Source organism: Candidatus Rokuibacteriota bacterium (assembly GCA_016209385.1).
GTDB lineage: Bacteria > Methylomirabilota > Methylomirabilia > Rokubacteriales > CSP1-6 > JACQWB01.
The window spans coordinates 1-8,833 of sequence record JACQWB010000063.1; the positions used below are offsets into that span (position 1 = coordinate 1).

8 protein-coding genes are annotated in these 8,833 nt (G+C 68.1%); 4 read left to right on the forward strand and 4 right to left on the reverse strand.

Annotated features, from left to right (window positions below; translation table 11 throughout):
• Positions 1-110: 110 nt before the first annotated feature.
• Positions 111-1,304, reverse strand: coding sequence for a glycosyltransferase (locus HY726_04465; protein MBI4608243.1), 1,194 nt, complete (start codon positions 1,302-1,304; stop codon positions 111-113).
• A 4-nt stretch (positions 1,305-1,308) separates the two neighbouring features.
• Positions 1,309-1,983, reverse strand: coding sequence for a hypothetical protein (locus HY726_04470; GenBank protein MBI4608244.1), 675 nt, complete (start codon positions 1,981-1,983; stop codon positions 1,309-1,311).
• A gap of 134 nt (positions 1,984-2,117) precedes the next feature.
• Here HY726_04470 and HY726_04475 point away from each other — a divergent pair, with 134 nt between their 5' ends.
• The 3 genes from HY726_04475 (at position 2,118) to HY726_04485 (ending at position 5,860) form a co-directional block, all read left to right on the forward strand.
• On the forward strand, positions 2,118-2,432 hold the full coding sequence (locus HY726_04475; GenBank protein ID MBI4608245.1) for a hypothetical protein: 315 nt from the start codon (positions 2,118-2,120) through the stop codon (positions 2,430-2,432).
• 636 nt (positions 2,433-3,068) lie between these two features.
• A complete protein-coding gene (locus HY726_04480; protein ID MBI4608246.1) occupies positions 3,069-4,535 on the forward strand; it encodes a HAMP domain-containing protein in 1,467 nt (488 codons plus the stop codon).
• Between the two features lie 35 nt (positions 4,536-4,570).
• The gene (locus HY726_04485; GenBank protein MBI4608247.1) at positions 4,571-5,860 is read left to right on the forward strand and encodes a sigma-54-dependent Fis family transcriptional regulator; all 1,290 of its coding nucleotides are present in this window, start codon (positions 4,571-4,573) and stop codon (positions 5,858-5,860) included.
• A gap of 114 nt (positions 5,861-5,974) precedes the next feature.
• Here HY726_04485 and HY726_04490 read toward each other — a convergent pair whose 3' ends face one another.
• Both HY726_04490 and HY726_04495 read right to left on the reverse strand, forming a co-directional pair.
• Positions 5,975-7,159: a M23 family metallopeptidase gene (locus HY726_04490; protein MBI4608248.1), complete on the reverse strand. Its 1,185-nt coding sequence runs from the start codon at positions 7,157-7,159 to the stop codon at positions 5,975-5,977.
• Between the two features lie 87 nt (positions 7,160-7,246).
• Positions 7,247-7,498, reverse strand: a complete 252-nt coding sequence (locus tag HY726_04495) for a hypothetical protein (GenBank protein ID MBI4608249.1) — start codon at positions 7,496-7,498, stop codon at positions 7,247-7,249.
• 483 nt (positions 7,499-7,981) lie between these two features.
• Here HY726_04495 and HY726_04500 point away from each other — a divergent pair, with 483 nt between their 5' ends.
• Positions 7,982-8,509: a hypothetical protein gene (locus HY726_04500; protein MBI4608250.1), complete on the forward strand. Its 528-nt coding sequence runs from the start codon at positions 7,982-7,984 to the stop codon at positions 8,507-8,509.
• The last annotated feature ends 324 nt before the right edge of the window (positions 8,510-8,833 follow it).

The following is an 8,833-nucleotide window of genomic DNA, read 5'->3' on the forward strand; positions in this document are numbered from 1 at the left end:
GCAGACGCCCCTCGGCTCGAACTGCGCCTGGGGGAGGACCGGAATGGGCGGGTACCAGGTCATCCACTCCGAATGCGAGGGGGTGCCTGGGTGGCCCCCCTCCGGGTTCCCTATCGGGTCAGATGGGCCAGGAGGGAGAGGTAGTCGCGGAGGTGGCGGGTAATGAGGAAGTTCTGGCGAACGTGCTCCCGACCGGCCTCACCCATCTTTCGGATAAGCTGGGGGTTGCTCAGGAGGTGGCGGATCCAGTAGGCTGCTCCCTCGACGGAATTCACGGTGTAGCCGGTCACGCCGTAGACGATCTGAACCATGATCCCACCCGTGGCGCCGCCGATCACGGGTTTTCCCTTCCACATGGCTTCGGCCACGGTGAGGCCGAACCCCTCACGCGTCGATTTCTGGATGACGATGGTCGCCGCGCGCTGAAGCGCGTTGATCTGGAGGTGGGCGTTGGTCGGGAGGTCGAGCACGTGGATGTCGGGATCACGGCCGGCGGCCTCCCGCACGTCGGCCAAAACCTGGGCCCCTTCGGGGTCGTCCGCCGCCCCGCCCCCGGCCAGCACCAACCGGACGTCGTGGTAGCGCTTTACCATGCGGTACGCGTTGATGACACCGACGGGGTCCTTGAAGCGGTCGAATCGCGAGACTTGCAGAAGCATCGGCTTGTCGTCCGGAAGCTGGAGCGCCTCCAGGATCTTGCGGATCTCCTGCTTGCTCATCCGGCGGTTCTTTTCCGCCAGCGGATCGATCGAGGGGTAGACGAGGAACTGGGCGACGGGCAGCTGCTGCGCAAAGGCGGGCAGGGAGAAGATCGCGGCATCGTAGCGGACCACGAAGCGCCGGAGGAACGCCCACACCCGACGCTGGGGCACCGAGAGGTCGATGTGACACCGCCAGACCCACTTCCCCTCGGGCGGGCGCGTCTCGACCATCGCCGCGGGCTGGGGATCATGGATCAGCACGAGGTCGCCCGCGGGCCTCAGGCGTTCGGAGTTGGCCCGGTTGATCGCGAGGTAGTGGTCCAGCATGGCCTCGGTGAATACTTGCTCGACGCCTTGCAGAGCGTTGTGGAACGCCTTGGTGGTGGCGAAGAAGTCCGCGTCCCCCTCGATGACCTCCCAGTCGGCCTTGATCCCGAGGTCGGTCATGATCGGGACGAGCCGGGTGAGGATTTCGGCGACTCCGCCGCCGTACCGGGTGGAGTTCACGTGCAAGAAGTGCCGGCCGCGCCCCCGTTCGGAGAGGCGGAGCAGGAGGTCCACGGCGCCCTTTGGCGTGACGTCCCGGTAGCTGTCGATGGTGATCGCGCTAGCGCTCACCGGCGTGAGCTCCTCGGTCCAGCTCGGCGTCCAGGAGGCGCAGGCTCTGCCGGCGCATCTGCTCCAGCCCGCCCAGGTAGGGGCTGATTCGGCTGACCTCCTCGGCCAGTGCGGGGAGCTTCAGCTCATCGCCGATCCAGTGGGCGAAGTCGCCGCCCTCGAGTCCCCGCCGGGCCCGCGCATCCAGGACGTGAAGGTAGATGGCGCTCGCGTCCACGGCGGCCAGGCAGCGTCGAAATTCCTCCAGCGTCCGCGCTTCCAGGCCGGTGGAGATTTCGAGGAGGTGGGACTGGACGAAGAAAAAGGGATCGCCGAAGACCACCCGGGGGACCGGATGGAGCGTGGAGATGTGATCGTCGATGACCGAGATGAGCTCTTCGCGAAGCTCCTCCAGGCTCGAGAAGTGGAACGGGTCCACGATGCTCAGCCGCTCGGCGAGCACCTGGTCGCGGATGTGGGTGGCGACCCAGTTGGCGAAATCGTTCGGGTAGGCGCGCGCGAGCTGGGGGTGGCGGAGAAAGACGCCGTGCGTGTGGTAGTACACCGAGCCGACGGGCACCTGCTCGAGCTTCTCCAGCAGCTCGCGTTCGTCCCGGGCCCGATGGCCCGGGATCTCTCTGAGCTCGATGCACCCGCTAAAGACGAACGGCCGTGCCGCCACCATCAGTCGTACTTCATCTTCTACCTTCCATCAGGCGACCCCGCGCGTCAAGTCGTTGGCGTTTTTTCTCGTTGCGCCTCTTCCGGCTGCGGGTGTATAAAGGTCACGAAGTGCTGGCTTCCGGGACGATGCGGTCGATGAGGTCGCTCTTCAGCCTGTTCCTCGTCTTCCACCTCCTGCTCGACCTGGCGATGCCGTGGCTGCCCGGGGCCTTCCGGTTCAACCCGGACGAGTCGGTGGTGGGGGTCCGGGCCCAGCCCGTCCACACGAGCGACGTCGCGCTCGCCCGGCAGGCGGACGTGCTCCGGGAGCCTGACGCGCTGCCGCGCCTGAGCCCGAAGACGCCCGCCGATCCGCAGCGGTGGAGCAGCGCGGTGGCGCTGATCGTGCTGCTCCCGCGGCGCGACCCTTCGTCTGACCCGTCCGTTCCCCGCCTGACCGAAGACGACTGATTTCCGTCCCGCCATTCTGACCTGCCGTCTTCCCTGATCCATCCGGTCACCGCCACTCCAGGCGGCGGCCGATCGCTCGGGGAGACGGGCGCCACGCGAACTACCGTTCGAGCGCGCACCCACCACTCCGCGGTGGGTACCCGGCCCGCGCAATCTACTCGGGCCTCGCGCGGCGGGTGGCCCGCCTCACGGCATGGCCGAACCCGCCACGCTCGAACAACAGGGGGGAGGCATCGGAAGGGGCGGGTACTCGCGCCGGGTACCCACGAAGTGGGTGCGCGCGCCAGCGCGGGGGGTCGGCGTGGGTGGCCCCCCTCCGAGATTGATCACCTCTCGATGCGTTCCCACACAGGGGCGTCGCTTGCTCTGCAGGCGGACGCCCCGGGACGGAGGATACCAGATGAAGATCAAAGAGGGATATGAAGGCCTCGTGGTAGCCCTCGGAATGGCCGCCGTGGCCTTGACGATCGCCGTGATCATCAAGCTGCTGACCTAGGTCATCGGAGGGGGACACCCACGCCTTCGGCGTGGGTACCCCGGGCCCCCTCCGAGCCCTCCCCCAGGAATGGTGGTTCGAGCCGAGGGGTGCCGGTGGTTGCCGGGACCCGGAGGGAGTAAACTTTGTTCGCTCGAGCCATGGGTCTCCGGCTTCGTCTGATCCTGACGCTGGTCATCCCGCTGGTCCTGGTGGTCGGGGTGTACGGGCTCGTCCGCATTCGCGAGGAGCAGGCCCAGCTCCTCGACGAGGACCGGCGCAACATGGCCCTCACCACCAAGGCCATCCAGATCGCGGTGGAGAACGCGCTCCGGGACCGGCAGATATCGGACATCAAACGCCTTCTCTTCGAGATCGTGGAAGACCAGGAGCAGATCGACCGGATCAGGCTTTTTGACAGGAAGCTCGCTGCCACCCTGGTGTCGAACCCGCTTTCGATCGGGGAAGAAATCCCGGGCGAACCCCTGCGCCGGGTGATCGAAACAGGTCAGCCGCAGGGCTTCTACCAGCGCAGGGGCAAGCAGCCCGTCCTCTACTATCTGGTCCCGCTCAGGGGGCGCAGGGGGGAGATCCAGGGCGCCATGGAGGTCGTCCACCTGGCCGCGGGGGTAGAGCGAAGGGTCCAGGCCGCCACCCGGGACGTGTGGCTCCGGTTGGGCGTCCTGCTGGTCGTCGTGGCGACCCTCACCGGATTCATGCTTCAGCGCCAGGTGCTCCGCCCGCTCTCCGGGCTCGCCGAAGGGATCCGAAGCCTGGGGCAGGGTCAGCGGGGGCCGCCCCTGCCCGTCGAGCGCCGGGACGAACTGGGCCGGGTCGCCGAGGCCTTCAACCGCATGGCTGAACAACTGGAAGCGGCCCGCGGGAGACTTCTGGCCGAGACGGAGCGAACGCTGGATCTCGAGCAGCAGGTGCGCCAGGCGGAAACCCTTGCGGTGGCGGGGAAGCTCGCGAGCGGTATCGCGCACGAGGTCGGCACGCCGCTCAACATCATTTCGGGACGCGCCGAGTTCCTGCTGAAATCACTCCCACAGGACGACCCGCGACGCCCGGACCTGGAAGTCATCATCGCACAGATCGATCGGATCTCCGGGATCATCCGTTCGCTCCTGGACATGGTGCGGCCTCGGAAGCCCGAGGTCCAGCCCATTGCCCTGGCCCCCGTTCTGGAGCGTCTCCTCCCGTTGCTCGCGCACGCAGCCCGCCGCCGCGGCGTCGCGCTGACCGCGGCAGTTCCGCAGGATCTCCCGCCCATGCTGGCCGACCCCAACCAGCTCCAGCAGGTGCTGATCAACCTTCTGATGAACGCCCTCGAGGCCACCCCGGCCGGCGGGCGCGTTGGCGTCAGCGCCAATCGCGTGAGTCGCGATGGTCGGGCGGGCGTCACCGTCGCGGTGTCGGACACCGGCTCGGGAATCCCTGTCGACCTGCTATCGCAAGTTTTTGAGCCGTTCTTCACCACGAAGCCCTCGGGGCAGGGGACCGGACTCGGGCTGTCCATCTGCCGGGACATCGTTCGAGAGCACGGCGGAGAGATCCGCGTCGAGAGCCGGCCCGACGAGGGGACGACCTTCACCGTGTGGCTGCCGGCGGAGGCGGGTCAGCCGTGACGCCCCGGATCCTGCTCGTCGACAACGACCCGGAGATGGTGGCGCTCCTCCAGCGTCATCTGGAGGGCGAGGGGTGGGCTGTCACCAGCGCCATCAGCGGGTCCGATGCCCTCGCCGCGCTCCAGCGCGAGGAGTACGCGGTGGTCCTCACGGATCTGGTGATGGATGAGGTGGACGGCCTCGGGGTGCTCCGCGAGGCCCTGCGGATCCAGCCCGCGTCCCGGGTGCTCCTGATGACCGCCTTCGGGAGCCTCGAAACCGCCATCGAGGCCATGCGGCAGGGCGCCTATGACTACCTCACGAAGCCCTTCAAGCTGGCTGAGGTCAGCCTGGCCGTGCGCCGGGCGCTGGAGGACCGACGCCTCCGGGACGAGAACCGCCGGCTCCGGGAGGAAGTAGAGCGGCGCTATCGCTTCGATAACCTGATCGGACGCTCCAAGGCCATGCAGGCGGTCTTCGAGCAGATCCGCGCCGTGGCTGAAAGCGAGGCGACCGTGCTCCTCCTCGGAGAGAGCGGGACCGGGAAGGAACTCGTCGCGCGGGCCATCCACTGGAACAGCGGGCGCCGCGGCGGTGCCTTCGTTCCCGTGAACTGCGCCGCGATTCCGGAGCCCCTCCTCGAGTCCGAGCTGTTCGGTCATGAGAGGGGCGCGTTCACCGGCGCCGACCGCAAGCGCCGCGGCCTGTTCGCCGAGGCCAACGGCGGCACCCTGTTCCTGGACGAAATCGCCGACATGCCGCCAGCGCTCCAGGCCAAGCTCCTGCGCGCGCTCCAGGACAAGGCGATTCGCCCTGTGGGCGCCAGCGAAGAGATGCGCCTGGACCTGCGGGTCCTCACCGCGACCAACCGCGATCTGTCCGCCCTCGTCGCCGAGGGGAAGTTCAGGGAGGACCTCTATTACCGGCTCGCCGTGATTCCGATCCAGCTCCCGAGCCTCAGGGAGCGCCCCGAAGATATCCCCCTCCTGGCGCTCCACCTCCTGGAGCGCGCCGGGCAGGCGCTCGGAAAGCGCTTCGAGGGGTTTAGCGAGGAAGCCATGGCCTGGCTTCTCGCCCACCGCTGGCCCGGGAACGTCCGCGAGATGGAGAACATGGTGGAGCGCGCCGCCACACTGGCGCCCGGCCCGCTCGTCACGCTGGCGGACCTGCACACCGAGTTTGCGCCGCTGGGCCCCCCGGAGCTGGGGCTCCGCCCGACGCTGGCCGAACTGGAGCGTCAGTACGTCCGGCGGGTGCTGGACGAGACCAAGGGGGATAAGCGCGCCGCGGCCAAGATCTTGGGCGTGAGCGTTCGTACTCTGCAACGAAAGGCCAAGGGATCCTGACCGGGCACCTCCGGTATCACTTGGCGAAGGCGGGGCGACGAGGAGGACGTCCGGCTGGCAGGAAGTCGCCTCAGGGTTCGGTCAGCATGCCCCCTGCGGCAGCAGCCGACCTGGTCACGCGCGGGGCTCGAAGGGCACCTCGTGGTCCAGGCGCTCGAGGAGGCCTTCCAGGTGTCGCCCGAAGGCGGTCCGCCGTTCCGGCGGGACGGGCGACCCAGGGACGAACCGTTCGCCCAGCGGGTTCACGTAGCGCCCGTGTTTGATCACCCGGTAGTCGAGGTGGGGTCCGGTCGAGAGGCCGGTAGAGCCCACGCGCCCGATGACCTGGCGCTGCCGCACGCGCTGGCCGGGCCGAACATTCACCGCCGCCAGGTGGTTGTACATGGTCTTGTAGCCGCGGGCGTGGCGGAGCGTGATGCTGAGACCGTTACCTCCGTTCCATCCCGAGGCCTGGACCACCCCGTCGGCCACCGCCCGCACCGGCGTCCCTGCAGGGGCGCCGTAGTCGATGGCCAGGTGGGGACGCACGCCGCCCAGGATCGGATGCCTGCGCGCGTGCGAGTAGCCCGATGTGATCCTGGTGAAGTCGAGGGGCGCGCGCAGGAACATCTTGCGGACTGACCGACCTTCGGCGTCGAAGTAGCTGCTCTTTCCACCCGCCCCCGGAAACGCGACGGCCGTCAGCGTGCGCCTCCCGACGCTTTGATACTGGGCGATCAGGATGTCACCGTAGCCGACGAAATCGCCTCGGGCGTGCTGCTTTTCAACCAGCAACCGGAACCGATCGCCCGGCAGCGAATCCGCGGCAAAGTCGAAGTCCCATTCGAAGAGGTTGACGAACTTGGCAGTGAGGGCAGGGCTCTCGTCGAGCCGATCCATGCTCGCAAAGAGTGATCCCTCGAGGGTGCCTGCCACGGCGGCGATCCGCGTTTCGACCGGGGTGAGCACCCGATGTGCGCGCCACCCAGCACTCTCCTGTCGAACCTCGTAGCGCTCCACAAGCGTACGCCGGTAGGTCACGTCGAGGAGCCGCCCGTCAGGAGCCCGGGTGACGAGGAGGCGCTCGCCGGGCTGAACGCGGCGCATGTCCACCCCGCGGCTCAGCGCGCCGACGATGGCCGCGATCTCGGGCCGTTCGAGCCGGGTCCTGAGCAGCACGGCCTCCACGGTTTCTCCGGGCTCCAGCACGGTCTCGACGACCGCCAGCGCCGGCGGTGGTAGCTCGTGCGTCGGCGTGACGAGCCCCGTAACCGCCGCCGAAACGAGGAGCACGATCGGGAGGGAGCGGAGACCCCGCACAGCTCTATAGGATACTGGATCGAGCGGCGGTCAAACAATATCCGCGGTGGCCCGCGTGCGTCGCTCCAGAGGAGCAAGGGCTCCCCGCTACTTCCGGCCCGTGCTGAGCAACCCCTCGAGCTTCGTGCGACGCTGCCGCTCGAGCTCCAGGTCCTCCGCGAGCTTTTTGACTCGAGCGTCCGCCTCTTTGAGCTTGGCTTCCGTTTCCGCCCGCTGCATTTCAGCGGTCAGCTTGACCTGCGCCAGTTCCCCGCTCCGCAGCCCCCAGAGGAGATAGCCCGCGAGGACGCCAACAAGCAGGCAGGCAACTGCGATGGCGATGACCTTCTGGACGTTCATCTCGGTTCCTCCGCCCGGCGATCAGCGGCGTCATTGTGTCCGGGCAGCGACATCTTGTCGCCGAAAACCTCGCCGCCAATCCCGGCCCGCTACTAAAGGCCTGAAGTACTAACGAGTTATCGCCTCCCGCCAGGCCGCTGGCGTGGTATCGATGTTGCACCCGCCAGTCGACCATCTCGGCGGCGAAACGGGGTCGCGAAAGAGCACGCGTCCGAGATTACGCGCGAACCGAGGGCGGACGCAAGCCCGCTTCCTGCCTGGGCGTTGATGGCCTCGAGCCACCGGGCCTTGAGGAGAAGCTGGAAGACGTGCGAGTCGCTCGCGCAGTGGCGATTTCGCCGGGCGCAACCGCGCAGGGGCCGGCCGTGCGGCGGGGACCCGCGCCTGAAGGGAGGAACCAGGATGATTGGACGGAGCGTTTGGCTGTTCGAGCCGAGGGACGGCGGCCATGCCGCAGGCAGGCCCGTCACGAGGCGAGGCCCAATGATGTTGCGCTGGGGGGCGGTGGCTCTGGCTCTCGGCCTGACCGGCTGCGCCCAGCAGCAGGCCACGTCGCCTTCCATCGAGGCGAAGACCTTCGCCCTGAAGCCGGCGACGGCCTCCGTGAAGGTATCGTTCCTGACGGGGGAGCTGAAGGACCTGAAGGTCATCGAGCGCGTGGAGCAGGGCACCGGACGTGTGGTGGATCCGCCGAAGCTGCGGGCAACGCTGACGCTGAAGAACCCCACGTCGGACCAGGCCGCCCGCCTCATCTCGGCGAGGATCCGGTACGCTGATGTCGACGGCAAGCCCATCCCGCTCGCCGACGGGCGGGGCGATACCAGCTTCAAGTTCTACGGCTACCAGGAGCGGCTCGACCCGGGGATGGAGGCGTCCCAGGATATCGAGGTCCCCTTCCCGGCCGCGGCGCTGGAAGAGAAGAAGCTCGGGGACATCCGCCTCGAGCTGTCCTACATCCCGACTCCCTACCGCGAGGAGACCATAAGCATCCGGGTTTCATTGGCCGAGTGACGGAGGCCCAGACGGTCGCCCGACCTCGGAAGGGGCGGAGTGGGGCACCGGCTCGGATCCGCAGGCGTGAGCAGGCGTCGAAAGAGGCTGCCCTGCCTATGGGCTGGGGGTGTGTCGGAGTAATGTCCTTCGAGCGCGGGCTTTGCCCGCGCAACCAACTCGGGCCTCGCCTCGTGGCTCTCCTCGCCTGCGGCTCGTCGGCAGCCCCTCGGCTCGAACCACCAATCCTGGGGGAGGTCTCGGAGGGGGCCCGGGTACCCACGCCGAAGGCGTGCGTGTCCCCCTCCGATTGTCCTACGGCCGGGAACGGTAGCGGGTCAGGGC

Excerpts from the sequence above, each read along its gene's own strand:
- HY726_04470 (MBI4608244.1), bottom strand. The coding sequence starts at position 1,983 with ATGGTGGCGGCACGGCCGTTCGTCTTTAGCGGGTGCATCGAGCTCAGA.
- HY726_04475 (MBI4608245.1), top strand. The coding sequence starts at position 2,118 with ATGAGGTCGCTCTTCAGCCTGTTCCTCGTCTTCCACCTCCTGCTCGAC.
- HY726_04480 (MBI4608246.1), top strand. The coding sequence starts at position 3,069 with ATGGGTCTCCGGCTTCGTCTGATCCTGACGCTGGTCATCCCGCTGGTC.
- HY726_04485 (MBI4608247.1), top strand. The coding sequence starts at position 4,571 with ATGGTGGCGCTCCTCCAGCGTCATCTGGAGGGCGAGGGGTGGGCTGTC.
- HY726_04495 (MBI4608249.1), bottom strand. The coding sequence starts at position 7,498 with ATGAACGTCCAGAAGGTCATCGCCATCGCAGTTGCCTGCCTGCTTGTT.
- HY726_04500 (MBI4608250.1), top strand. The coding sequence starts at position 7,982 with ATGATGTTGCGCTGGGGGGCGGTGGCTCTGGCTCTCGGCCTGACCGGC.